The organism is Nocardia sp. NPDC059764 (genome assembly GCF_042732555.1).
In the GTDB taxonomy this organism is placed as follows: domain Bacteria; phylum Actinomycetota; class Actinomycetes; order Mycobacteriales; family Mycobacteriaceae; genus Nocardia.
Map to the genome: position 1 here is coordinate 1 of NZ_JBHWHH010000037.1, position 21,990 is coordinate 21,990.

Below are 21,990 nucleotides of genomic sequence, written 5' to 3' on the forward strand. Positions count from 1 at the left end.
GAATTCAGTGCGGGGCCTTGATCTTTCACCTTCTAGCGCGGCGCCATGCGCAGGGCGCCGTCCATGCGGATGGTCTCGCCGTTCAGGTAGTCGTGCTCGGTGATGTACTGCGCGAGCTGCGCGTACTCGTCCGGGCGACCCAGGCGGGACGGGAACGGCACGCCGGACTCGAGGCCCTTGCGGTACTCCTCGGTGACACCGGCGAGCATCGGGGTGTCGATGATGCCGGGCGCGATGGTGTTCACGCGGATGCCGAACTGCGCGAGGTCACGCGCGGCCGGGATGGTCATGCCGGCGACGCCGCCCTTGGAGGCGGAGTAGGCGATCTGCCCGATCTGGCCCTCGAAGGCCGCGACCGAGGCGGTGTTGATGATGACGCCGCGCTGGCCGTACTCGTCGACCGGATCGGTCTTGGCGATGGCGTCGGCGGCCAGGCGCATGACGTTGAAGGAGCCGAGCAGGTTCACGGTGATGACCGTGCGGAACAGCTCGAGGTCGTGCGGGCCGTTCTTGGACAGGATGCGTCCCGCCCAGCCCACACCGGCGCAGTTGACGACGATGCGCAGCGGCACACCGGATTCCACGACCTTGGCGACCGCGGCGGCCACCTCGTCACCGCTGGTGACGTCGGTCGGGATGAGGGTGACGCCGGCCGGGACGCTGTCACCCGCACGCTCGATGGACTGAGCCAGATCCAGGCCGAACACGGTCGCGCCCGCATCGGCGAAACGCTTGGCGGTGGCCGCACCCAGCCCGGACGCACCTCCGGTGACAATGGCGGCGGAGCCCGAAATCTCCACGGTTTGGTCCTCTCGACAAGGGATGGCCCTCTCGCTGGCCATCCGTCAATATCTAATCTGCCCTACGCCCCGCTCCGGGCGAGCCGCGGGGTGGAGAGAGGCGGTCGCGGCCCCCGAAGTCTCGGTTCTTCCCTCCTCCGCTCCCGCTCCAAGGCGGAGGTCTATCAAGGCGCAGTCCAGAACCGAGACGGGCCGCGAACCCTCGGTTTTGCGAACATAGGTGTTCGTATAAGTGGTAACTTCGCATATATGAACGCCAGCACGGTCGGTCATCGCCGTGGTTTCCGCCGCCGGATCCCGCGCGTGGCCGGCAAACGCATCCTGATCACGGGCGCGGCCCGCGGCATCGGGGCCGCTCTCGCCCGTCAGCTGCACGCGCACGGGGCGCACGTCGCACTGCTCGGCATCGAGGAGGCGCTGCTGGCCCAGGTCGCGAGCGAATGCGGCGACGCACCGTGGCGGTACTGCGACATCGGCGACCCGGCCCAGGTGGAACGGGTGGTGAACTCGCTGACCGCCGAACTGGGCGGCCTGGACGCGGTGGTCTGCAACGCGGGCATCGCCCGGCAGCTGTCCCTGCTCGGCGGCGACCCGACCGTGCTCGAGGAGACCCTCGCCGTCAATGTGCTGGGCGTCTACTACACGATGCGCGCCGCCGGACCGCACATCGCGCACCCGGGCGGCTACATCCTGATCGTCTCCTCGCTGGCCGCCGCCATCCATCTACCCCTGGCCGGGGCGTACAGCGCCTCCAAGGCCGCGGTCGAGGCGCTCGGCGACACCCTGCGCATCGAATTGCGGCACACCGGGGCCAAAGTGGGCCTGGCCTATTTCGCCGAACTCGACACCGAGATGACCAGCCGCGGCTTCGGCACCGAGGCCGCCCGCAGCATTCTGGGCCGGTCCACCGTCTCCGGCGTCGCCCCGGTGGGCCCGGCCATCGACGCCTGTGAGCGGGCGCTGGCCCGCCGTTCCCGCCACATCGTCTCGCCGTATTGGGTGAGCATGGCGCTGTGGTGCCGCCCGCTCACCCAGCATCTGGTCGACTTCTCGCTGCGCCGGGGTGTAGCGAGTGGACTGGCCATCGCCGATACGGAACCAACGGGGTTCACCACCGAGCAACCGGCCCGGCCCCGCAGAATGAGAAAGCTCGCCTGAACGACCGAGGCCACCTGGAGTCCCGCGTATGACCGAATCGGCAACCCGCCAACTTCCCCGCGGCCGGCACGGCCTGCCCCGGGAGCACGTGGTGGCCGCCCAGCGCGACCGCATCCTGGCCGCCATGGCCGAGGCGATGGCCGAGAACGGTTATGTCGGAACGCCGGTGGCCGCGGTCATCAAGCGTGCGGGGGTTTCCCGTGAAACCTTCTACGAGCAATTCCGTTCCAAGGAGGACTGTTTCGAGGCCGCCTACGAGCGGGCCACGGAGCTCATGCTGACCGGCATCCTGGCGGCCACCGGCGCCGAATTCGACGGGGAGACCCGCACCGAACGGATGGAACGGCTGCTCGGCGCGTATCTGGAGGCGCTGGCCGCCCAACCGGCTTACGCCCGGGTGTTTCTCGTCGAGGTGTACGCCGCGGGCCCGGACGCCATCGCGCGGCGCACCCACCTGCAGGAAACCTTCGTTGCCATGGTCGCCGACGTGCTGGGCGCCGAGACCGAGCCGCAGCGTTTCGCCTGTCAGACCCTGGTCGCCGCGCTGAGCTCGATGGTCACCGCGCGCATCGCGGTCGGCGACCCGGATGGATTGCGCGAATTGCGCGCGCCGCTACTGGACCTCGTGCGGCGCAGCGGGGACCTGTTCGGCGACAACGTGCTCGGCGACTGAACCGGCCGGGGTCCCGGCGCGGCGGCGCAGCACCGGCAGCATGCCGCCGGCGAGGGCGGGCAGCGCCAGCGACAGCAGCGCGGCCAGCGGGGTGCCCAGCCCGTGTGCGAAGGCCTCGAGCAGGGTGAGCGCACCGAAGTACAGGAACAGCAGGCCCGAGCAGACCGCGATGATCCGCTCCGGGATGTGCTTGCCGACGGTCACGCCGATCACGATGGCCAGCGCGCCCGCGGCCACCATGCCCGCGACCGAACCGATCCACACCGCGACCCAGTTGTTGTTGGTGGCCAGTGCCATGGTGGCGAACATGGTGCGGTCGCCGAGCTCGGCGAGCAGGAAGGCCGACAGCACGACCAGGAACGCGGACCTGGACCTGACCTGCGGCGCGACCCCGTCATCAGCGTCCGAGGAGTTCGAAAGGGTCTCGCGCAGGGTCCAGAGGCCGACGCCGATCAAGGTGGCGGCCGCGAACAGCGAGATGACACCGGTCGGCAGGGCCGCACCGAGGAAGTGGCCGACGCCGACCGCGATCAGGTTCACCAGCACGCTGGCGACGGTGATGCCGGACAGCACGGTCCACCAGTGGTAGCGCAGTGCGAAGGTCAGCGCCATGAGCTGAGATTTATCGCCCAGTTCGGCGAGGAACAGCACGCCGAAACTCAGCAATATCGTGGCGATCATGAAGTCAGCTCCCAGGTCTCCGGCCTGTCGGCTGAATGCGGGGGCGCTTCAGCCGACACCGCACCGGTAAATCGGTTTGGTTCTTGTCGGCCGAAGGTCTCGCCCACCGGAAGATTCCGGTTCACGCGCCGGATCCCGGGGGATCAGTATGTCGACGGCATGATTGGGGGCTACTCCCCTTCGCTCGGGGGCAACTCTACTCCGGCAAACCGGGCGCACGCAAACCACTGTCGTCCAAATCGCAATGCGCGCAATAAGTTTGGCGATGCTGCCGGAAGATTTCGGGTTCCCTTACGCGGCCAGCAGCATAGCCAGAACCGCGGTGTCGGGATCACTGATCGGATCCACCCCGACTCGCGAAACCATCGAGGTCACCGCGCCGTCGGAATCGGTCTCCACCCAGGCCGCGCGGTGTTCCAGCCCCAGATGCGGCAGGCCCGGCAGCAGCAGGCAGCCCGAGGCCGCGCCCGAGCACTCGGGCAGTGAGGGTCGCGTTTCGCGCGGCGGATGCAACATGATCAAGGCCGGTGGCACATGTCCGGCAAACCTGCCGGGCTGCAACGCTTCGTCCCCGAGTACGGGCCCTTCCGCGATCACCAGCCCCACCATGGCCGGGTCGGGGTCGTCGGGCAGCTCCTCCCGTGCTCCGAACACCGTCGAGGTGGGCAGCAGGCCCGGCAATCCGGCCACCCGCACGGCCAGTACCAGCACTTGCGCCCATTCCTTGGTGGAGTCGGGCCAGCGTCCGGAGATCACGAATCCTTGCAGCGAACCATGGGCCTGGAAGGGCATGACGCCGATCTGACCACTCATGATGTGCCTCCCGAACTTCCCAGGGGGCGGCTGTGCCCGGTGTCGCCAGTGGGAACACCAGGTTGTACCCGAAGCTAACTGGCACACAAGTACCAAAGAGTGCTAGCACCCGGCCCCCTGAAATGCCGAAAGGCCCGCGAACCGATCGGTTCGCGGGCCTTCCGCAAGCATGAGGGGCGTCAGCCGAAGATCAGGCCCTTGCCCTGCGAAACCGCCTTGGAGTAGCGGTCCTGGATCTCCGCCCAGTTGACGACGTTCCAGAACGCCTTCACGTAGTCGGCCTTGACGTTCTTGTACTGCAGGTAGAAGGCGTGCTCCCACATGTCCAGGCCGAGCAGCGGGATGATGCCGAGCGGCACGTTGCCCTGCTGGTCGGTGAGCTGGAAGGTGAGCAGCTTGTTGCCCAGGGTGTCGTAGCCCAGCCAGGCCCAGCCGGAGCCCTGCAGGCCGTTGGCCGCGGCGGAGAACTGCGCGACGAACTTGTCGAAGGAGCCGAACTCCTCGTCGATGGCCGAGGCCAGGTCGCCGACCGGCTTGTCGCCGCCGTCCTTCGACAGGCTCTTCCACCAGATGGAGTGGTTCACGTGGCCACCGAGGTGGAACGCGAGGTTCTTCTCGTTGAGGAAGATGGCGGCGTGGTCGTCCTTGGCCCGCGCCTCTTCCAGCTTCTCGAGGGCAGCGTTGACGCCCGCGACGTAGGCGGCGTGGTGCTTGGTGTGGTGGATCTCGTTGATCTGCCCGGAGATGAAAGGCTCCAGGGCGCTGTAGTCGTAATCGAGTTCTGGCAACGTGTAAACAGCCACGATGTCCCTTTCCGTGTCGGGGGGGCCGCGTGCCCTCGGCATGATCCGAGGCGCACCCAACCATCATTCGTACACCCGCTCGTTCGCAACCGGGCTGCGTCCCCCCACATTCCGGCCCGGATATATCTTCCACACGTCCCGTAGCCTGGAGTCATGTCGTGGTACGACGAGTTCGTCGGTCGCTTGCGACTGCCGGAGCCGACCATGGTGACTCCCGGGCAAGCTCTGCCCGGGCGTTCCGAACCGCTGGTCGTGCCCGGCAAGCACTACGTCAGCGGTCATTCCCTCAAACCCCCGTTCCCGGCGGGCACGCAGACCGCGGTGCTGGCCATGGGCTGTTTCTGGGGCGCCGAGCAGGGGTTCTGGGAATTGGCGGGCGTGTACTGCACGGCCGTGGGCTACGCGGGCGGCTACACCCCGAACCCGACCTACGAGGAAACCTGTTCGGGCCGTACCGGTCACACCGAATCCGTCCTGGTGGTCTTCGATCCGCGGGTGATCGACTACGCCGCGATCCTGCGGCGGTTCTGGGAGCACCACGATCCGACCCAGACCATGCGGCAGGGCAATGATCGCGGCACCCAATACCGTTCGGCCGTCTTCACCCTCGACGACGAGCAGGCGCGGACGGCCGCGGCGTCGCGGGCCGACTATCAGGAACGCTTGTCGGCGGCCGGGTTCGGGGAGATCACCACCGAGATCGCCCCGCTCCCGGACCTTTCCGCGTTCTTCTACGCCGAGGGCTATCACCAGCAGTACCTGGCGAAGAACCCCGGCGGTTACTGCCCTGATCACGCGACCGGGGTGACCGCCGCCTAGAGCGGCGGGACCACGTCCGGTCGCTGGGTGCGCGGGTCGCCCGCGTCGTGGGCCTGCCACCAGCGCACGCCGCCGGCGATGAACTCCGGCAACGGGATCGGATTGCCCTGCTTGTCGGTGACCTCGGCGGCGTCGAACCAGACGCGGATATCGAGTTCGCGCGGGTCGATGCCCTCCTCCTGGGAGAACTCCATCAGGTGGGCGCCGGGTTCGTCGCGCAGCACCGTGTCGAAGCTGAGCAGCTTGCGCCACTGGCTCCAGGAGCTGTCGCTGAGATCGAGGAAGTCCCACCCGTGCAGCGCCCCGCCACCGAAGCTGTTCACGGCGTCGTGCAGGCCGTCGACGGTGAGCGGGAGCACAACCGGCTCGAGGTCGTCCCAGCGCTGGCGGCGCAGGGAGGCGGCGATCCGGCTGACGCCGAGGAGGTTGAGGTAGATGTCGCAGTCGGCCGGTGGCGGGCCGTCCGCGGGGAGGGTCAAGACGTCCAATTCCAGCCTCAGCGTGGCCGCCGCCGGATCGACGTCGATGCCGAGGCAGGTCGCCTCCGACAGCGCGAGGTTCAGTCCCTTGATATTCAGGCCGTCGAGTAGCCCCCTGCTCACAGTCATAGCGCCAGGCTACCGATCTTGCCTGGCTGGACCGTGGATTTCCGGTTTTCTCTAGTTATGTCGTTTTTTCCGGTGCGAATGGAACCGCGGGCCGACCTGCGGCGTCAGACTGGACGAGGCCTTCTGAGACAGGCCTTCGGGTCGGCCGCTCCGGAACGGGGAGGGGACTTCCGGATCGGCCGACCCGGACGAATCAGTCGTCTATCAACCTGTGGATCAGGTTGTGGATTATGTGGATAACTCCCGAAACCAACCCTGTGCAGGTACGGAACTCCACAGCCCTCGCGCGCGCGTGGCAGGATCGAAACCGTGACGAACCCCCACGTGCCCTCGGTGCCCATCGATGAGGTGCCCGCGGAATTCGACGCCGCGGATGGCTGGGGCGCCGCCGCGCCCGTGCCGGCCCAGCTCCTCGACGTCCGCGAGGACGACGAGTGGCAGCTCGGCCGCGCGCCCGGCGCCATCCACATCCCCATGACCGACGTCCCCGCCCGGCTCGACGACCTGGACATCGACGCCGAGATCTACGTGATCTGCCGGCAGGGCGGCCGGTCCATCGCGGTGGTGGAGTTCCTGAACCAGATCGGTTACGAGGCGATCAATGTCTCCGGTGGCATGGTGGCCTGGCAACAGACCGGCCGTCCGCTCACCGGGGACGGTCGCGAGGCGAAGATCTACTAGGCGCGGAGAGGTGGAGCGATGAACGGGGGACAGGTGGGCCGATCGCGATCCGCCGTCGTACAGCCGTGCGCCCGCTGCGGCGCCCGCTGGGCGGTTCAGGGCAAACCGCTGCACTGGTGCCCGCGCTGCCACGGCGTGCTGCTGTCACCTGCCCCGGTGGACGCGCCCGCCGACCGCCGCAACTACCGCTGGGTGGCCCGCCCGCCGGGCCGCAAATCCGCTGCTGCCCAGCCGGTCCGGCGCCCGGGTTCGACGGAGACGCCGCGCTATCAGCAGATTCCGCGCTGGGGACTGCACGACCGGCCCCCGGCCGTAGCTCCCGAGCCGCACCGCCCGCTGGCCGCCTGGACCGACCGGTTGGACCGGTTGCTCATCACGACCGCGGCCGTCTTCATGGTGGCGGCATTGGCCGAACTGGGCCGCTACGGGATCCTGCTGCGCAATCGCACCCGCCTCATCCAGCCCTGGCTGCTGTGGATCTCCGATGCGGCCGTGACCGTCTCGGCGATCCTGGCGCCGGCGCTGGCCCTGCTGTCGGCGGTGGCGCTGGTCGGCTGGCTCGCCGAGACCCGCCGAGCCGCGTACACGAATGTGGGCGAGTCGGATTCGCGGTCGCTGCTGTCGCTGGTGCTCGGCTGTGTGGTGCCGGTCGCGAACCTGATCTGGCCGGGCATCTTCCTGACCGAGGCGGCGCAGCGCACCGGCGACGGTGATCCGAGCCTGCTGCGCGCGGTCCGGATCTGGTGGGCCGCTTGGCTGTCGAACGCGGTGCTGGTGCTGGTGACGCTGGGCTACCGATTGGCGGATTCGCTGCAGGTGCAGGCCGACGGCGTGCTGGTGGCGATGTGGACGGATCTGGTCGCGGCCGGTGTCGCGGTGGCCTCGCTGGGCCTGGTGCGCGCGTTCGCGGGCCTGGATCTGCAGGGTCGTCCGAAGACGCCGCGCCGCTGGCTGATCGCGACCGGCCCGGCGCGCCCGGTGATCGAGCCCGTGCGGCGCGCGCCCGCGGCTCCGGTCGGGGATGATGCTGTGGTCGGGGATGAGGCCGCCGCCGGGAACGCTGTACAGGCAGCTCCGGACGCGGAGCAACAGGAGGTAGTGGCGAAGTGAGCCGGGCCAGTCGCGCGCCGTTCGTGGTGGCGCACCGGGGGGCGTCCGCGGCGCGACCCGAACACACCCTCGCCGCCTACGATCTCGCCCTGCAGGAGGGCGCCGACGGCCTCGAATGCGATATCCGCCTGACCCGCGACGGGCACCTGGTCTGCGTGCACGACCGCACGGTGGACCGCACCGCGAACGGGACCGGCGCGGTCAGCGAGATGACGCTCGAGGAGCTGAAGGCCCTGAACTTCGGCACCGCCGCGGAACAGGAGGGCGTGCTCACCCTGCGCGAGCTCATCGAGCTGGTGCTGGACTGGAAGAGCCGTCCCACCAAGCTGTTCATCGAGACCAAGCATCCGGTCCGGTACGGCGCGCTGGTCGAGACCACGCTGCTGAACGAGCTGAACCACTACGGCATCGGCGCGCCCGCTTCCGCGGATCATTCACGCGCCGTGGTCATGTCGTTCGCCGCGACCGCGGTCTGGCGCATCCGCCGCGCGGCCCCGCTGTTGCCGACGGTGTTGCTGGGCGAGTCCTCGCTGTACCTGTCCGGCGGCGCGGCGCACACCGTCGGCGCGACCGCCATCGGCCCGTCGGTCCGCACCCTGCGCGAGCACCCGGATCTGGTCGACAAGGCCGCCGCCGCGGGCCGCGCCACCTACGTCTGGACCTGCGACGACCCCGAGGACATTCAGCTCTGCGCCGACATCGGCGTGGACTGGGTGGCCACCAACCACCCCGCCCGCACCAAGGCCGTGCTCACCACCGCATAACCCTCGCCCTTGCAAGCGCATTACCCAAGGTTCGAGGCCGTCCCGATTCTGGACTGCGGCTTGATAGACCTCCGCCTTGGAGCGGGGGAGCGAAGCGGAGGAGCGGAGGAGGGAAGAATCGGGACCAGGGGCCGCGAACCCTGCCCGGAGCGCAGCGTAGGGCCAAAGGCACAGTAGGTTTGCCAACCATGGGTAAGAGCAAGCGCAACAGTCCCAAGCCGGACTCCAATCGGGCGCAGAAGCTGGCCGCCCGCCGTGCCGAACAGGAGGCGGCGGCGTCGACCGTGACGCGGCCCTTCGCGGGCTTGGCCGCGGAATGCGATCTGGTCGCGCTACGGGAGTTCGTGCCGTCGGCGACCGCGACCTTGAAGCTGGCGCCGAGCGTCGGCGCGGAGCGTGAGGTCACCCTCGCCACCGTGCTGCCGGGTGCGGTCGCCGCGCTGGTGCGGGCCGGTGACGAGCCGGTCGGTTTCGTTGGTACGCAGGTGCAGTTCCAGTCCGCCGATCCCGCCGCGGATCTGGCCGCCGCCATCCTGTGGACCCAGTCCGCCACCCCCGGCGACTCGCTCGCCTCCGCCAGCGTCGGCGGCGCCCCGTTGACCGAGGTGCTGGATTCCGGTGCGGCCCTGGACCTCACGGTGCACCAGGACTTCAACTGGTGGGTGCCCGCGGGCGTCACCCCGGACCCGCAGGTGGCCGCCACCATCGAGCAGGCCAACCGGGCCATCATGCCGTCGGCCCGCCTGGAGCTGGGCGCGGACTCGATCGGCGCGGCCTGGTGGGTCGACGCCGGCGAGAAGGCACACATCCGCTGGGTGCGCCCCGAGGACGAGGACCAGCTGATGCTGGCCCTGGCCCGCCTGCACGCCGCCGGTGATCTGCACCTGGGCGAGGGTTCGCGGTTCGCGGGCTCGTTCCGCACCCACGGCCTGCTGGTGCCGGTCTTCGACCTGGACCGCGAGCGTCACGCCAGCGAATGGGAAGCCCCCGCACGCGAATTCGGCGCGAAGCTGGCGGCCGCGCTGAAGTCGGACGCCCCGCTGACCTCCGATGAGCGTCGTTCCCGCGACGGCCTGCGTTCGCGTCAGGTCACTTTGCGCTGACCGTCCGCGGATGTCCGCGCGATACGGCAACAGGCCCGGTCCGAAACTTCGGACCGGGCCTGTGTCGTCTATCCACCGGACGGAGCCGAATCGTGTTCGGCCCCACGGGTTATTGCCGTGATTCGCCTGTTACAGCGAGCCACCCGCGGCGTGCGGCGCGCCGGACGCGTCCTTCGGGCCGCTCATTTCCCGCTGCACGAAGTTCTCCAGGTCGAACAGATTCGCGCTGGCCCGCTCGGCGACGGTGAGCAGGGTCTTCATGGTGGCGACTTCCTCGACCTGCTCCTTGAGGAACCACTGCATGAACTGCTCGCCCTGGTAGTCGCCCTCTTCGCGGGCGGTCTTGGCGAGCTGGACGACCTGGTCGGTGACCGACTGCTCCTGCGCCACGGCGAGCGCGATCGGCTCCTTGGCGTTCGCGAAATGCGAAGTGGCGGAATCGACCCCGGGCATCTCGACGCTGATGTCCTGGTCGATCAGGTACTGGGCGATCATCATCGCGTGATTGCGCTCTTCCACGGCCTGCTTGTAGAAATACTTGGCCAGGACCGGAAGATCGGCATTGTCGAACCACAATGCCACCGCGATGTACTGGTGCTCGGCATTGAATTCGTTGCGGATCTGATCCTGCAGCAGGGCCTGGAACTTGCTGCGCTTGGTCTGGGTTCGGGTGGACATGCGGACGACATTAATCCTGGTAAAACCGCGTGTCATCCAAGTACAGCCTTATTGAGCACAGCCTTATTGAGGCAAGTATTCCCTAATTCGAACCAACTTCCGACCTAACTTCCGACCGTGGTGATCAGGTCCGCCGGGATCTGCTGATCCTTGGCCAGCGCGTCGAAGAACGCACCCGCCCTGGTCTTGTCCCAGAGCAGCACATTGCCGCTGCCGGAGACATTCTCGAAGCCGCCGACCGGCACCGTCGTGGTGATCGGATCGTCGCTCAGCGCATTGCCCAGGCCCGCCAGATTCCATACGTGCGCGCCGTCGTCGACTTTCAACGCCGAAGTGAGATCCCGTACCAGCGGCCAGGATCGGAACGGATTGGCCAGCGTGGCCGGGCTCGACGCCTTCTTCAACAGCGCGCTGAGGAATTTGCGCTGATTCAGCATGCGATCCAGATCGGCGCGCGGCGTGGCGCGGGAACGCACGAAACCCAGTGCGTTCGGGCCGCTCAGGGTCTGGCAGCCCGCCGGTAGATCGATACCCGCCAACGGGTCTTTCATCGGCTCGTCCAGGCACATATCGATGCCGCCGACCGCGTCCACGATATTGGCGAAGCCGCCGAATCCGATCTGCACGTAGTGGTCGATGTGCACGCCGGTCGCGCCTTCCACGGTGCGGGCCAGCAATTTCGCGCCGCCCACCGAGAATGCCGCATTGAGCTTGTCCTTGCCGACGCCCGGGATGTTCACGTAGGAGTCGCGCGGCAAACTGACCAGGGTGGGCCGCCCGGATTTGGGGATGTGGACCAGGATCACGGTGTCGGTGCGTTCGCCCTCCACATCGGACCCGGTCGACAACTCGTCTTCCTGCGCCTGCGAGAGCCCCGCGCGGCTGTCGGATCCGACCAGAAGCCAATTCGTCCCGGGCGTGTCGCCGACCCGTCCGGAGTAGTCCGCGAGCGCGTCGATCCGCGTCAGATGGGTGTCGACATAGATGGCCGCCGCGATGGGCAGCACGAGCAGCACCACCAGCAGCGACAGGATCCAGCGGAACCAGTGCCGTGTGCGGCGCGGCCGGGCGCCGCGCGGGGGACGGCCGTCACCGCCGCGGCGTTTGCCGGGCAGCGGTGGCGGGGGAGTGCGGGGCGGGTCCTCGTGGAAGGGGACCGGCTGCTGGGTGGGCGCGTGCCCCATGGGCGTCGCGGTCCGGGCGGGCATCCGATCACCCTGGGGCGGAACCCGATTCCCCGGGGGTGGCACGCGATTGCCCGGCGGCGGCATCCGGTTCCCGGGCGGCCGCTGGCGCGGGTCGGGGTTCCGGGGCGGCGGCACCTGCGAATACGCCAGGGCCTGACCGGATTCATCGCGTCGGATCACCTGGGTTGGTTCTACCCGCGGGCCGCCGTCGTCAACGGGCGGGTCGTAGTTCCGCGCTCGATCGGGCATGGGCTGCCGTGGAGCCGAAGGCCGCTGTGGTTGCCCGGGATTCGCCATCGGGCGCTGCGGGTAGGCCGGGCGCTCACCCGGACGTCCCGGCGGCGGCTCCCGGCGCATCCGTGCAAAGTGCTGGGGGTCGTCGCCGTTCATTACTGCAAACAGTACCGACCGCGCCCGCGCCGCGCCGCTTTCCGGGCGGATTCACGGCAGCCAGGAGACATGTCCGCGCAGGAAGACATACCCGAGGTAGGCGATGGTGTCGATCAGGGCGTGCGCGAGCAGCAGCGGCCACAGCCGGTTGGTGCGTTGCCAGTAGCGTCCGAAGATCAACCCCATCACCAGGTTTCCGAGGCCGCCGCCGAGACCCTGGTACAGGTGGTAGCTGCCGCGCAGTAGCGCCGACGCCAGCAGGGAGCGGTTCTCGGTCCAGCCGAGCGCCCGCAGCCGGGTGATGAGATAGGCCACAACGAGCACTTCCTCGGCCGCGGAGTTGGCCCAGGCGGCCAGCACCAGCATGGGGAGTCGCCACCAGTGTTCGAGCGAACTGGGGACGATGGTCACACTCACGCCGAGGGCGTGCGCCCCCAGATACAGCCCCAGTCCGGGTATTCCGATCACCGCGGTGAGCAGCAGTCCGGGCAGCACATCCGCGCGCCACCGCGGTGACCGCGCCAGCCCGATGACCCGCGGCGCGATCCCGCTGCGCCACAACAGATATATCCCCAGCGCCGCCCATCCGAGCAGCCGCGCCACGCTCAACAGCTGGAACAGCAGGTCGATGGCCGACTGGGTGGCGCGCGAGGGATTGAGCGCCACCGTCTGCCCGCCGACCCCGCCCGGGGCGAGGGCGCTGTCCAGCAGTGACAGCGCCGCGTTGGCCCCGCTCAGCCCGAAGGTGACGACCAGCACCACCGCGATCTCGAGGGTGATCGCCCGGCGCCCCTGTTCGGACGACTCGGGCGCGGGCCAGACGGGCGCGGGATCAGCCGAAACCATGCCGCCAATCTAGGCGCGGCGGCGTCCGATCCGGTGCATCCCGCCGTGGAAGGGGTTGCCCGCCAAGGCGTGTACCGCGCGGCTGAGCGATTCGATGTCGTCGGCGGGGGCCTCGAAGGGGATGCGGACGTCGTGGTCGGCCTCGATGGCCTCGACGCGCAGGGTGACGCCGTACCGGTCGATGGCCAGCGGGTGAATGAGCGCGCCGCGGCGCAGGGCGTGCGGGAGGCGGCGGGCGAGTCGGTCGACCACATCGGGGTGGTCGGCCTGAAGGTGTTGCAGCCAACCGGCTTCCAGCGCGCAGAACGGGTCGGGCCGGGCGTCGCGGAGTTGTTCGCGGTCGACCGCGGCGGCCCCGGAGGTGTCGGCCACCACGGCGGAGTCGATGACCAGCCGCAGCAGCGTGGCGGTGTGGCCGATGTCGAGCAGGTCGGGGTGCGGGTGGTCGGTGGCGATCGCCCCGGCGAGGGCGCGTTGTGAGTGCGCGGGCACCGCGTGGGCCCAGCCGCGCAGCCAGACCAGGGCGCGGACGCGCTCGCGCAGGGCCAGTGGCGCCTGGTCGGTGAGTTCGAGCACCGCGGGGGAGCCGTTCACGCCGCAGCCGTGCACGAGTCCGGCGGCGGTGGAGTTCATCGGCACCGCCATCACCATGTCGCCGCACTGCCGCAGCAGGTGCACGGAGGTGGGCACGGGGTCGAGGCCGGGCAGGGCCAGGACCGCGTGTTCGGCGTGCGCGCAGGAGCTGTGCACGCGTTCGGCGGTTGTGGGCGCGACGACCTGGGCCGCGTGCGTCATGGACACCTCCGGGGTGATTTAGGTAAACCTAAGCTAAGTGACGCAGGTCGCTCGCGCAAGACGTTCCCCCCGCCCGCCGGGACCGCGTCGCGCCCGCGCACACCCTCGGGGTCGAGGTCAGGCGGCCTGTCCGGGCCATTACCGTGGGGGCGTGCCGCACGATTCATCGCACGCGCCCGAACCGGTCGCGCTGAGCCTGTCCGTCCCGCCCCGCCCGGCCCGCGGGCTCACCGAGGACCTGGTCCGCCCGATCACCGCCGACCCTGGCGTCGAGATCCTGGACCTCACCCTCGACGACGAGGCGGTCTCGGAGTTCCTGGTGCGAATCGTGCACGGCGACACCGGTTTCGTGGCCCGCACCGACTCCGGCGAGCGCGCCCTGGCCGCTGTCGCCGCGACCGTGGCCGCCCTCTGCGGCGAGGACATCCGCACCGCACTGACCACCCCCGACACCGCGTTCCTGACCGGCCTGCAGCCGCCCGCCGTGGAGGCCTTCCGCGATGTCCTGCTCGCCGTCGAGACCTCGGATGAGGTTGCCGTGCGAACCGGATTGGCGGTTCTGGGCGGCTGAATCCGCCCCGCCGCTGGTCTCCGGTCCGCCCTCCCGGCGTCCGGGCCTGCGGTTTTTATGGCGACACCGAGGATTTCGCCGAAAGTTGCCCGGGAGCCGGGCAAAGCGGGGGGTGACCGCGCGCACGCAAGTACTGTCGTAACCGTGCCGCGTATCGCCTACTTCGGGCCGTCGGGAACCTTCACCGAGATGGCCCTCGCCAAACTCGAGTCCACCGGAGCCTTCGATGGACCGGTCGAGCGTGTCCCCGCCCCGAGCCAGGGTGCTGCCGTCGAACTGGTCCGCGCCGGAAAGGCGGCGGGCGCGGTGGTGCCGATCGAGAGCTCGGTGGAGGGTTCGATCGCGCCCACACTGGACGCGCTGGCCGTCGGCCCGCGATTACAGATCGTCGCGGAGACCGATCTGGATGTGGCGTTCACGATCGTGGGCCGCCCCCGCATCGCGCTCGACCAGGTGCGCCGCGTCGCCGCCTATCCGGTCGCGGCCGCGCAGGTGCGCATGTGGCTGACCGTGAACATGCCGCTGGCCGAGATGTACACCTCGGCATCGAATGCCGCCGCCGCCGAGGACGTGGTGGCCGGGCACGCCGAGGCCGCGGTCTCCACCGCGCTGGCGGGTGAGCGCCTGGGACTGACCACCCTCGCCGACGGCGTCGCCGACGTGGAGCGCGCCGTCACCCGCTTCGTGCTGGTCGCGCCGCCGCAACCGGCCCCGGCGCGGACGGGTACGGATCGCACCTCGATCGTGCTGGAGCTGGCCAACGAACCGGGTTCGCTGATGCGGGCGTTCGCCGAGTTCGCCACCCGCGGAATCGATCTCACCCGCATCGAGTCCCGGCCGACGCGCACCGGCATGGGGACCTATCGCTTCTACCTGGACTGTGTCGGACACATCGACGACACCGCTGTCGCCGAGGCCCTGAAGGCATTGCACCGCACCGCCGCCCGGATCCGGTTCCTCGGGTCCTGGCCCGCCACCGCGGCCACCGGCACCCCGCCGCCACCGGACGCGCCCGCCGCGGCCTGGCTGGCCGATCTGAAGAAGGGGGTGGCCGACCTGTGAGCGGCAAACTCATCCTGGTCCGCCACGGCGAGACCGAAGGCAATGTGGGCAAGATCCTCGACACCCGGCTGCCCGGCCTGCCGCTCACCGAACGCGGTGTGGCCCAGGCCAAGACCTTCGGCGCGAACCTGATCGCGCCACCGCAACAGTTGTTCTCGTCGCAGGCGCTGCGGGCCCGCCAGACCGGCGGCTACATCGAGTCGGCCACCGGCGTCGCGCTCGAGGTGCTCGACGACCTGCAGGAAGTGCAGCTCGGCGACCTGGAGGGCCAGACCAGCCGGGATGCGCACCTGGCATTCCAGAAGGTCTATCACGCCTGGCATTTCGGCGATCTGAGCGTGCGGATCCCGGGCGGCGAATCCGGCGAGGACGTGCTCGCCCGCTACCTGCCCGCCCTGCGGCGACTACGCGACGACTACCTGACCCAGCCCGGCGCCGGCGATGTCATCGTGGTCAGCCACGGTGCGGCCATGCGCCTGGTATCGCGTGAACTCACCGGGGTGCCAAGGCTTTTCGCCGCCAACAATCATCTCGACAACACCGAGACCATCGAGCTGCAGCCGTTCGAGGACGACCGCTGGGAGTGCACCCGCTGGGGCCGGTTTCCCGCGCCGTTCACCGGCGCCTTCGCCGGCACCGGCGACGACCCGATGGGCTAGGCCCCGAATTCGGCACGCAGCGGCAGGGATTCGACGAGATCCAGCAATGCCCTGCGCAGCCGGGCGGGGGTGCCGCTCGCGAAGGACGTCCACTCGGTCCCGTCCTCGGCGGTGGTGGTGATGGCGAGGAACCGGCCGTGGCGGGTGTTGTACACGGCGAGGTGATTTCCGGCGACCTCGCGCACGCCGTCGCCGTAGCGGACGCCGACGATCTCCGCGTGCGAATGCACCTGCACCAACGCCGATGCGATGGCCTGCGCGTCCCGCGCCGGATCGCACACCGTGCTCAGGCGGGCCGCCGTGGTGGCGGCGTCGCCCGCGTCGTCGAAGATCGGCACCAGATCCTCGGTGGGCGCGTGCATTCCGGACAGTTCCAGCGGATCGGCCGGGCCGAGCGCGGCCAGCACGGTGCCGGGGAGATCGTGGCTCGCCTCGTCGACGACATAGGACCCGGGGCCGCGCAGCGCGACCACGTCGATATCGTCGCCCTTGGCGACACAGAACCGATTGACCTGACCCTCGACGTACCAGCGCAACGCCAGCACCCAGTGCGGCCGATAGAGCGTGAGCAGCCGTTCGGAAAGCTCCGGATGGACCTGGCTCGGGTAGGGGCTGGTCGGGGCAGTCCCGGAGGACCTGTCGCCCTCGTGTCCCGCGGCGGCCGGATCGCCGTCGAGCAGTTCGCGTTCGGCGAGCATGGCGGCCGCGTCGACCATGGCGGCATCGTGGTCGGCGGCATTGTCGTAGCGCCCCAGGGCATTCAGCACCACGGGCAGCTCGTCGATCCCCAATGTCTCCTGGAGATACTGCATTTCGTCGAGGGACAACGTGACCGAGCCGAGCAGCGACGGCCCGCGGCCCGCGCCGAGGACGGTCACCGGTCGGCCAGGACGTCGCCACCGATGACCGCGGGCGCGATCACCCGGTCGTCGGCGAACACCTCCACCGATCGGCCGTAGTCGTGGCGGCGCGTCTCCTCCTCGTCGCCGCCCTGCGTACCGAGCAGCGGACTCGTGCCGGTCGATCGCATCGCGGTGGCGGCGGTAGTCGTGGCGGGCGCGCCCATGGGTTCGACGACCTGTGCGGTGGGAGCCGTTGCACCGCCGGGGCTTCCGAGCCCCGCGCCCCAGCCCTCGGGCAGACGCAGCGTACCCGCGCCATTGCCGATACTCACCGATCCGGCACTGCCGGAGTAGGATACGGCCTGCGTGGTGAGTGCAGCCCCGCCGGCGGTCACGACCGCCGCGGTGCCGGGCAGAATCGGCGTCCCGAATCCCGGAGCCGGCTTCGTCGCGTTGGCGACGGCCGTAATCGCAGTGCTCGCAACGTTTCCCACGCTGCTGACACCGCTGGTGGCGACTGTCCCGGCCGCTTGGGCGACCTGGGACAGCGCGCTCGTGACGGCCGGATTCTGGGCCAGCGCGGCCGCCGCGCCCAGGGCCGCCTGCACCGGATCACCACGGAGGGTGAACGCGTCCCCGCCCGCATTCGCCGAGCCCGCGCCCGTCGCGATGGGCGGCGGCATCAGGAACTGTCCCGGTGTGGCGACCATCGAACTCGTTGCCGCCTCATAGGTTTCCATCACCAGCGCGGCGCGGATGTCGAGCGCCAGCTTCGCGGCCTCGGCCGCCTCCGCGCTGCCGTTGAGCGCCCCGCCGGACGAGTACGCGGCCACCCGCGCGGTCTCGATCAGCGCGATCTCCGGCAGGCTCGGCATGGCGATGGAGGCCACGGTGTACGCGGTCGCATTGGTGTTGGCCTTGCCCGACATCACGCTCGCCATGACGGCCTGCTGTTCGGCCCAGACGGTGAACCCGCCGAGCCGGGCCAGCACGGTCAGACCGTTGACGCCCTCGAGTCCGACCCCGATCTCGGCCATCACCCGCGCCACCGTGGCGGTGGCGTCCATCCAGGCGGCGGTGAGCCCGCCCCAGGCGCTGCCCGCGGCCGCGATCGGAATCGCGTGCGCCCCGGCATTGAGCGAGATGGAGTTGATCTCGGCCATGCGAGGCAGCCAGAACACCCCCGTGATCCCCAAAGTCATGCGTGTCTCCCCTACACCTGGATCGCCGCGATACCGGCCGCCCGCTCTGCGTCCAGGGCCAGGTACTGGGCCAACTGGCTGCGCAGGGTGGCGGCGGCGTGGTGCAGTTCGAGAATGCCCTGGGCGACGGACCGGTCGTGGGTCAGCGCGGCGGTGTTGAAATGCGCGGCGGCCAGGAAGGACACCTCTTCGGTGCCGGAGGGGAGCACATGGGTCGCCGGTGCGGCCGCGCTCGCGGCGACAGCCAGGCGTTCGGCGAGTAGGTCGAGTTCCAGGGCGGCCGCGAGGATCACCTCGGGCTGCACGAGGACGTGGCCAACCATGATCGGACTCCCTCTCTACGTTCTTCCTCCGGTTATGGAGATTGGACGCAGAGGTCTGCCGACCGGTTCCCGGCTTCCGCGAATCAGCCCCATCCCAGCTGATGGAGCCGTTCGTCGTCGATCCCGAAATAGTGCGCTATCTCGTGAATCACCGTGACCGCCACCTCTTCGACCACCTCGTCTTCGCTGCCGCACATCTCGAGGATGGCGTCGCGATAGATGGTGATGGTGTCCGGCAGCGCGCCTCCGTAGTGGCTGAAGTCCCGATCGGTGAGGGCGATGCCGTGGTAGAGCCCGAGCAGGTGGGGGTCCTCGTCGCTGCGCGCTTCGATGAGGACCACCACATTGTCGATCGCCCGGGCCAGTTCCGGCGGAATCAGGTCGAGCGCGTCGCCGACCAGCTCCTCGAAGCGGTCGTCGGACATCGAGACGGGCATGACTGCTCGGTCCCCGGAACTAGCGCGGCTGGGGGATGACCGGCGGCACCGCGCCGGGCAGCGGCGGCGGGGTGTAGCGGCCGTTGTTGGGCGGCGGCACCGGGGCCTGACCGTCGATCTGGATGTCGCCCTTGGCCGATCCGGTGATGGCCGCGAAGCCCTCCTGATCCGCGCCCTTGCCGACCAGGCAGTTGAGGCTGCGGCTGCCCGCGACCCAGCTGCGGGTGTCGAGCGCGTCCCAGAACAGGGTGAGGGTCTTGTTGCGCAGCGCGTCGGGGGAGCCGAGGTAGTCGGTGGCGTCCTTGGCGCACTGGTCTTCCATGTACTTGTCCTGCTCGTCCTTCGACGGCGGGCCGCCGTTGAAGTGGGTGGCCAGGTCTACGGTGGAGACGATCTCGAAGGCGTGCGGCTGGGCGCAGTCGACCGGGTCGGTGGGCAGGTTCGACTTGATGCCGATGCAGGTGCCCACGTCGTAGACCTTGGACTGGTTGATGTCGCGCACGCTGCCGGTGATGGGCTTGGTGGCCAGGCCCTGACTGCCGGAGACCTGCAGGCCGCAGCGCAGCGTGCGCTCGCCCGCCTTCCAGCCCGCCTCACCCGGATTGATCAGGCCGACAACGAATTTGCCGCGCGGGTCGAGCCGGCCGCCGAGGTACTCCTGGGCGGCGGACACGCAGTGCTCGTCGCGCAGTTCGGAGAAGCGCAGCGAGTCCGGGAAGCGGGAGCCGGGCCCGAACTCCTTGCCCGGGTACTTGCTCAGGTCGATGTCGGCGGTCACCTCGAACAGGTGCTTGCCGCCGCACTCCACCTTGGACAGGTCGCTGGCATTGGACTTGGTCCAGGTCAGGCAGTCGCCCTCCTTGGCGGTGCCGAAGGCCGCGCCCGCGACCGCGCCGGTGGGCTGCGCGGCCCCCGGCGCGTGCGCCTTCACCCGGTTGGAGTCGAAGCCGTGCGAGACGAACATGGTGATGAGCACGGCGAGCGTGACGCCGACCGCCATGGCCAGCAACCCCCACCGCACGGTGGACGCCGAGAGCGGACCGTTCTTGTCCAGCTGGGCTTCCACCGCGCGGAAGGGCGTCAGCAGTCGATCCGTCGCCGTCGGCTTGCGACGGGACGGCGACCCGGGGCGCTGCGAGGACCACTGCGAAGGCGTCTTTTGCTCAGGCATCGCGGCTGAGTCTAATTGCCTCCGCTTCGCTCCGGCCGGTTCGCGGCGCTGGAGGTCTCGTTCTTGCCTCCCTCCGCTCCCCGCTTCGCTCCTCCGCTCCACTCGGTCCAGAACGAGACGCGCCGCGAACCCTCGGGGTGTTCTGTCGCGGCGCTATGCCGCTGGTCGTGGGCGTTACGACAGGATCAGGTCGGCCGCCTTCTCGCCGATCATGACGGCCGGGGCGTGGGTGTGGCCGCGGGTGATCACCGGCATCACCGAGGTGTCGGCGACGCGCAGGCCCTCGATGCCGCGCACCCGCAGCTCCGGGTCCACCACGCTGGATTCGTCGCGGCTCATCGCGCAGGTGCCGACCGGGTGGTACAGCGTGTGCGAGTGGTCCTCGAGGCAGCGGCGCAGCACCTCGTCCAGCGCGGTGTCGGACGGGACGGCGGGTTGCATGAGCTCGCCGATGTGCTCCTTCAGCGCGGGCTGGCCGGCGATCTGGACGCAGGTGCGCAGGCCCGCGAGCAGGGCGGCGCGGTCGGCGGGTTCGGCGCAGTAGCGCGGATTGATGCGCGGCGCGACGAACGGATCCGGCGAGGTGATGGAGACGCTGCCGATGGATTCCGGCTTGAGCAGCACCGCGGCGAAGGTGAGCGCGTGCCCGTCGGGTTCGCCCAGGCCCTCGGCGATGTAGGGGGCGGGCGCGAAGATCAGCTCCAGGTCGGGCAGGTCGAGGTCCTCGCGGCTGCGGGTGAACCCGTACGCCTCACCGATGTTGGAGGTGAGCTGGCCGCGCCGCAGCACCAGGTAGTTGGCGAGTTCGAGCAGGTTCTTGTCCGCGCCGTAGAGGCTGCCGCCGGTGGTGCGGTAGACGATGGGGGCGGCCAGGTGGTCGCGCAGGCCGCGCCCGACCTCGGGCAGGTGCCGCACCACGGGGATGCCGAGTTCCTGCAGCCGGTCGCCGTCGCCGATGCCGGACAGCTCGAGCAGCTGCGGGCTGTTGATCGCGCCGCCGGAAAGGATGACCTCGCGTTTGGCGCTGATCTGCTTGGTCTCGCCGCCGATCCGGAATTCCACGCCGATGGCGCGGGTGCCCTCGAACAGCACCCGGGTGGCGTGCGCGTCGGTGACGACGGTGAGGTTGCGGCCCTGCTGGCGGGCGGGCCGCAGGTAGGCGTCGGCGGTGCTCCACCGGGCGCCGCGCTTCTGGGTCACCATGGTCTGCGAGAACCCTTGCGGCCGATCGCCGTTGGCGCGTTCGACCGGGTATCCGGCTTCGGCGGCGGCCTGCAGGTAGGTGTGGGTGAGGGCGCGGGGGCTGCGCTGGCGGGAGATGTGCAGCGGTCCCTTGCGGCCTTCGCAGGCCTCGCTGGCCTCTTCCACGGATTCGATCCGCTGGAAGTACGGCAGCACGTTCTCGAAGGACCATTCGGGTCCGGCGTAGCGGGCCCATTCGTCGTAGTCGGCGGCGAAGCCGCGCACCCACATCATGGCGTTCATGGAGGAGGATCCGCCGAGCATCTTGCCGCGCGGCCAGTAGACGCGCCGGTTGCTGAGTTCGGGCTGGGTCTCGGTCCGATAGTTCCAGTCGTTGTCGCCCTGGAACAGCTGGTTGAACGCCGCCGGGATGTGCGCGAACTTGTCGTTGTCCTCGCCGCCGGCCTCCAGGACCACGACGCTGACGCCGGGTCGTTCACTCAGTTTCGCGGCCAGTGCGGCCCCCGCCGATCCGGCACCGACTACGACGAAATCGGCGGTGTGCGGGGTGTATTGGGGCATGGTGACTCCTCGGAAAGACCACGGCGGAGCCCTTCCCGGGCTCCTGCCGT

Annotated in this window: 25 protein-coding genes; 10 read left to right on the top strand and 15 right to left on the bottom strand. The window is 69.5% G+C overall.

The features are described 5' to 3' along the window. Window positions 1-32: 32 nt before the first annotated feature. Window positions 33-800, bottom strand: a complete 768-nt coding sequence (locus tag ACFV4K_RS10905) for an SDR family NAD(P)-dependent oxidoreductase (RefSeq protein WP_379273924.1) — start codon at window positions 798-800, stop codon at window positions 33-35. Between the two features lie 249 nt (window positions 801-1,049). Between ACFV4K_RS10905 and ACFV4K_RS10910 the strand changes: the two genes are divergently transcribed. Together ACFV4K_RS10910 and ACFV4K_RS10915 are read left to right on the top strand one after the other, a co-directional pair. Then, entirely contained in the window at window positions 1,050-1,958 is a 909-nt protein-coding gene (locus ACFV4K_RS10910) for an SDR family NAD(P)-dependent oxidoreductase (protein ID WP_379273925.1), read from the top strand. A gap of 28 nt (window positions 1,959-1,986) precedes the next feature. Beyond that, entirely contained in the window at window positions 1,987-2,631 is a 645-nt protein-coding gene (locus ACFV4K_RS10915) for a TetR/AcrR family transcriptional regulator (protein WP_379273926.1), read from the top strand. Here the strand turns inward: ACFV4K_RS10915 and ACFV4K_RS10920 are convergent. The 3 genes from ACFV4K_RS10920 to ACFV4K_RS10930 form a co-directional block, all read right to left on the bottom strand. Continuing rightward, a complete protein-coding gene (locus tag ACFV4K_RS10920) occupies window positions 2,572-3,312 on the bottom strand; it encodes a TMEM165/GDT1 family protein (RefSeq protein ID WP_379273927.1) in 741 nt (246 codons plus the stop codon). The genes ACFV4K_RS10915 and ACFV4K_RS10920 overlap by 60 nt on opposite strands. 291 nt (window positions 3,313-3,603) lie before the next feature. Further along, complete coding sequence (locus ACFV4K_RS10925; RefSeq protein WP_379273928.1) at window positions 3,604-4,125, bottom strand: peptidase; 522 nt, start codon at window positions 4,123-4,125, stop codon at window positions 3,604-3,606. A gap of 179 nt (window positions 4,126-4,304) precedes the next feature. After that, window positions 4,305-4,928 (bottom strand): superoxide dismutase, encoded by a 624-nt coding sequence (locus ACFV4K_RS10930; RefSeq protein WP_357088365.1) that lies wholly within the window; start codon window positions 4,926-4,928, stop codon window positions 4,305-4,307. 153 nt (window positions 4,929-5,081) lie between these two features. Here ACFV4K_RS10930 and msrA point away from each other — a divergent pair, with 153 nt between their 5' ends. Next, window positions 5,082-5,747 carry a peptide-methionine (S)-S-oxide reductase MsrA gene (gene msrA / locus ACFV4K_RS10935; RefSeq protein WP_379273929.1) on the top strand — a complete coding sequence of 222 codons (666 nt, stop codon included), beginning with the start codon at window positions 5,082-5,084 and terminating at the stop codon, window positions 5,745-5,747. Here the strand turns inward: msrA and ACFV4K_RS10940 are convergent. Then, window positions 5,744-6,355 (bottom strand): hypothetical protein, encoded by a 612-nt coding sequence (locus tag ACFV4K_RS10940; RefSeq protein ID WP_379273930.1) that lies wholly within the window; start codon window positions 6,353-6,355, stop codon window positions 5,744-5,746. The genes msrA and ACFV4K_RS10940 overlap by 4 nt on opposite strands. 348 nt (window positions 6,356-6,703) lie before the next feature. Between ACFV4K_RS10940 and ACFV4K_RS10945 the strand changes: the two genes are divergently transcribed. The 4 genes from ACFV4K_RS10945 to ACFV4K_RS10960 all read left to right on the top strand — a co-directional run bounded on the left by ACFV4K_RS10945 (window position 6,704) and on the right by ACFV4K_RS10960 (window position 10,013). After that, a complete protein-coding gene (locus tag ACFV4K_RS10945; protein WP_379273969.1) occupies window positions 6,704-7,036 on the top strand; it encodes a rhodanese-like domain-containing protein in 333 nt (110 codons plus the stop codon). Between the two features lie 18 nt (window positions 7,037-7,054). Further along, a complete protein-coding gene (locus ACFV4K_RS10950) occupies window positions 7,055-8,146 on the top strand; it encodes a DUF4328 domain-containing protein (RefSeq protein ID WP_379273931.1) in 1,092 nt (363 codons plus the stop codon). Next, complete coding sequence (locus ACFV4K_RS10955; protein WP_379273932.1) at window positions 8,143-8,910, top strand: glycerophosphodiester phosphodiesterase; 768 nt, start codon at window positions 8,143-8,145, stop codon at window positions 8,908-8,910. Before ACFV4K_RS10950 ends, ACFV4K_RS10955 begins: the two co-directional genes overlap by 4 nt. Before the next feature lie 188 nt (window positions 8,911-9,098). Then, on the top strand, window positions 9,099-10,013 hold the full coding sequence (locus tag ACFV4K_RS10960; RefSeq protein WP_379273933.1) for a DUF5926 family protein: 915 nt from the start codon (window positions 9,099-9,101) through the stop codon (window positions 10,011-10,013). 129 nt (window positions 10,014-10,142) lie between these two features. Here the strand turns inward: ACFV4K_RS10960 and ACFV4K_RS10965 are convergent, their stop codons facing one another. From ACFV4K_RS10965 to ACFV4K_RS10980, 4 genes are all read right to left on the bottom strand, one after another. Further along, on the bottom strand, window positions 10,143-10,691 hold the full coding sequence (locus ACFV4K_RS10965) for a ferritin (RefSeq protein WP_379273934.1): 549 nt from the start codon (window positions 10,689-10,691) through the stop codon (window positions 10,143-10,145). A gap of 104 nt (window positions 10,692-10,795) precedes the next feature. Continuing rightward, complete coding sequence (locus tag ACFV4K_RS10970; protein ID WP_379273935.1) at window positions 10,796-12,127, bottom strand: LCP family protein; 1,332 nt, start codon at window positions 12,125-12,127, stop codon at window positions 10,796-10,798. 192 nt (window positions 12,128-12,319) lie between these two features. Further along, a complete protein-coding gene (locus ACFV4K_RS10975) occupies window positions 12,320-13,114 on the bottom strand; it encodes a CPBP family intramembrane glutamic endopeptidase (protein ID WP_379273936.1) in 795 nt (264 codons plus the stop codon). Window positions 13,115-13,123: 9 nt separating this feature from the next. Continuing rightward, entirely contained in the window at window positions 13,124-13,909 is a 786-nt protein-coding gene (locus tag ACFV4K_RS10980; RefSeq protein ID WP_379273937.1) for a DUF2470 domain-containing protein, read from the bottom strand. Between the two features lie 151 nt (window positions 13,910-14,060). Between ACFV4K_RS10980 and ACFV4K_RS10985 the strand changes: the two genes are divergently transcribed. The 3 genes from ACFV4K_RS10985 (at window position 14,061) to ACFV4K_RS10995 (ending at window position 16,201) form a co-directional block, all read left to right on the top strand. Continuing rightward, window positions 14,061-14,480 carry a hypothetical protein gene (locus ACFV4K_RS10985; RefSeq protein ID WP_379273938.1) on the top strand — a complete coding sequence of 140 codons (420 nt, stop codon included), beginning with the start codon at window positions 14,061-14,063 and terminating at the stop codon, window positions 14,478-14,480. Between the two features lie 144 nt (window positions 14,481-14,624). After that, window positions 14,625-15,542 carry a prephenate dehydratase gene (pheA, locus tag ACFV4K_RS10990; RefSeq protein WP_379273939.1) on the top strand — a complete coding sequence of 306 codons (918 nt, stop codon included), beginning with the start codon at window positions 14,625-14,627 and terminating at the stop codon, window positions 15,540-15,542. After that, the gene (locus tag ACFV4K_RS10995; RefSeq protein ID WP_379273940.1) at window positions 15,539-16,201 is read left to right on the top strand and encodes a histidine phosphatase family protein; all 663 of its coding nucleotides are present in this window, start codon (window positions 15,539-15,541) and stop codon (window positions 16,199-16,201) included. Before pheA ends, ACFV4K_RS10995 begins: the two co-directional genes overlap by 4 nt. Here ACFV4K_RS10995 and ACFV4K_RS11000 read toward each other — a convergent pair. The 6 genes from ACFV4K_RS11000 to ACFV4K_RS11025 form a co-directional block, all read right to left on the bottom strand. After that, window positions 16,198-17,079, bottom strand: coding sequence for an ESX secretion-associated protein EspG (locus ACFV4K_RS11000; protein ID WP_379273941.1), 882 nt, complete (start codon window positions 17,077-17,079; stop codon window positions 16,198-16,200). The genes ACFV4K_RS10995 and ACFV4K_RS11000 overlap by 4 nt on opposite strands. After that, window positions 17,076-18,245 carry a PPE domain-containing protein gene (locus ACFV4K_RS11005; protein WP_379273942.1) on the bottom strand — a complete coding sequence of 390 codons (1,170 nt, stop codon included), beginning with the start codon at window positions 18,243-18,245 and terminating at the stop codon, window positions 17,076-17,078. Before ACFV4K_RS11005 ends, ACFV4K_RS11000 begins: the two co-directional genes overlap by 4 nt. 11 nt (window positions 18,246-18,256) lie before the next feature. Then, window positions 18,257-18,568, bottom strand: a complete 312-nt coding sequence (locus ACFV4K_RS11010) for a PE domain-containing protein (protein ID WP_379273943.1) — start codon at window positions 18,566-18,568, stop codon at window positions 18,257-18,259. A gap of 83 nt (window positions 18,569-18,651) precedes the next feature. Next, complete coding sequence (locus tag ACFV4K_RS11015; RefSeq protein WP_379273944.1) at window positions 18,652-19,005, bottom strand: metallopeptidase family protein; 354 nt, start codon at window positions 19,003-19,005, stop codon at window positions 18,652-18,654. 19 nt (window positions 19,006-19,024) lie between these two features. Next, a complete protein-coding gene (locus ACFV4K_RS11020; protein WP_379273945.1) occupies window positions 19,025-20,176 on the bottom strand; it encodes a septum formation family protein in 1,152 nt (383 codons plus the stop codon). 174 nt (window positions 20,177-20,350) lie between these two features. Further along, window positions 20,351-21,940, bottom strand: coding sequence for a GMC family oxidoreductase (locus tag ACFV4K_RS11025; RefSeq protein WP_379273946.1), 1,590 nt, complete (start codon window positions 21,938-21,940; stop codon window positions 20,351-20,353). Window positions 21,941-21,990 lie beyond the last annotated feature (50 nt).

What these genes read in the sequence shown, in the direction of transcription:
- ACFV4K_RS10910 (WP_379273925.1), top strand. Translation starts at nt 1,050, where the DNA reads ATGAACGCCAGCACGGTCGGTCATCGCCGTGGTTTCCGCCGCCGGATC.
- ACFV4K_RS10915 (WP_379273926.1), top strand. Translation starts at nt 1,987, where the DNA reads ATGACCGAATCGGCAACCCGCCAACTTCCCCGCGGCCGGCACGGCCTG.
- ACFV4K_RS10920 (WP_379273927.1), bottom strand. Translation starts at nt 3,312, where the DNA reads ATGATCGCCACGATATTGCTGAGTTTCGGCGTGCTGTTCCTCGCCGAA.
- ACFV4K_RS10925 (WP_379273928.1), bottom strand. Translation starts at nt 4,125, where the DNA reads ATGAGTGGTCAGATCGGCGTCATGCCCTTCCAGGCCCATGGTTCGCTG.
- msrA (WP_379273929.1), top strand. Translation starts at nt 5,082, where the DNA reads ATGTCGTGGTACGACGAGTTCGTCGGTCGCTTGCGACTGCCGGAGCCG.
- ACFV4K_RS10940 (WP_379273930.1), bottom strand. Translation starts at nt 6,355, where the DNA reads ATGACTGTGAGCAGGGGGCTACTCGACGGCCTGAATATCAAGGGACTG.
- ACFV4K_RS10950 (WP_379273931.1), top strand. Translation starts at nt 7,055, where the DNA reads ATGAACGGGGGACAGGTGGGCCGATCGCGATCCGCCGTCGTACAGCCG.
- ACFV4K_RS10960 (WP_379273933.1), top strand. Translation starts at nt 9,099, where the DNA reads ATGGGTAAGAGCAAGCGCAACAGTCCCAAGCCGGACTCCAATCGGGCG.
- ACFV4K_RS10965 (WP_379273934.1), bottom strand. Translation starts at nt 10,691, where the DNA reads ATGTCCACCCGAACCCAGACCAAGCGCAGCAAGTTCCAGGCCCTGCTG.
- ACFV4K_RS10970 (WP_379273935.1), bottom strand. Translation starts at nt 12,127, where the DNA reads ATGCCCGATCGAGCGCGGAACTACGACCCGCCCGTTGACGACGGCGGC.
- ACFV4K_RS10975 (WP_379273936.1), bottom strand. Translation starts at nt 13,114, where the DNA reads ATGGTTTCGGCTGATCCCGCGCCCGTCTGGCCCGCGCCCGAGTCGTCC.
- ACFV4K_RS10980 (WP_379273937.1), bottom strand. Translation starts at nt 13,909, where the DNA reads ATGACGCACGCGGCCCAGGTCGTCGCGCCCACAACCGCCGAACGCGTG.
- ACFV4K_RS11005 (WP_379273942.1), bottom strand. Translation starts at nt 18,245, where the DNA reads ATGACTTTGGGGATCACGGGGGTGTTCTGGCTGCCTCGCATGGCCGAG.
- ACFV4K_RS11010 (WP_379273943.1), bottom strand. Translation starts at nt 18,568, where the DNA reads ATGGTTGGCCACGTCCTCGTGCAGCCCGAGGTGATCCTCGCGGCCGCC.
- ACFV4K_RS11015 (WP_379273944.1), bottom strand. Translation starts at nt 19,005, where the DNA reads ATGCCCGTCTCGATGTCCGACGACCGCTTCGAGGAGCTGGTCGGCGAC.
- ACFV4K_RS11020 (WP_379273945.1), bottom strand. Translation starts at nt 20,176, where the DNA reads ATGCCTGAGCAAAAGACGCCTTCGCAGTGGTCCTCGCAGCGCCCCGGG.
- ACFV4K_RS11025 (WP_379273946.1), bottom strand. Translation starts at nt 21,940, where the DNA reads ATGCCCCAATACACCCCGCACACCGCCGATTTCGTCGTAGTCGGTGCC.